Source organism: Nocardiopsis xinjiangensis YIM 90004 (genome assembly GCF_000341145.1).
Taxonomy (GTDB): Bacteria; Actinomycetota; Actinomycetes; order Streptosporangiales; family Streptosporangiaceae; genus Nocardiopsis; species Nocardiopsis xinjiangensis.
Window position 1 is genome coordinate 1 of record NZ_ANBE01000020.1, and the last position, 394, is coordinate 394.

The 394-nt window shown below is 71.1% G+C and carries 1 protein-coding gene; it reads right to left on the minus strand.

All coding sequences use genetic code 11. From position 1 onward, the window contains the following. Positions 1-122 precede the first annotated feature (122 nt). Positions 123-394: HNH endonuclease signature motif containing protein (locus D473_RS0110870; protein ID WP_241474764.1), on the minus strand; the 272-nt coding region annotated here is incomplete at its 5' end.

Consider the following 394-nt stretch of genomic DNA (forward strand, 5'->3'; position numbering starts at 1 on the left):
GGGAACGCTTGCCGCAGGTGCAGGCTCCGGCCGCCGGGGCCGCTGCTGGGGGGGTGCGGGTGCTGGGGGTGCCATGGGTGTGGCCCCCGGGGGTACTTTTCCCGGGGGTGAAGAGAGTGGTGCTAGCCGGTGGAATCCGGCGGGGCCTTGGCCCCGGCCCCGGTGCCGGGCTTCTTCCCGGTCTTGTTCCGGTGGCGGGTGTTGCGGCGGTACTTCAACCGGTTGTGCACCGAGCACAACGGCTGCAGGTTCGCGGCCGAAGTGGTGCCGCCGTGGGAGAACTCGGTGATGTGGTCGGCCTCGAAGTGGAACGTCCCCTCGAAGGTGCGCCTCAAGCGGGCCCCCGCTCGGCGAAGGCGGCCTCTTCGTTCTTCTCCGGCCGGTCCGGGTTGAG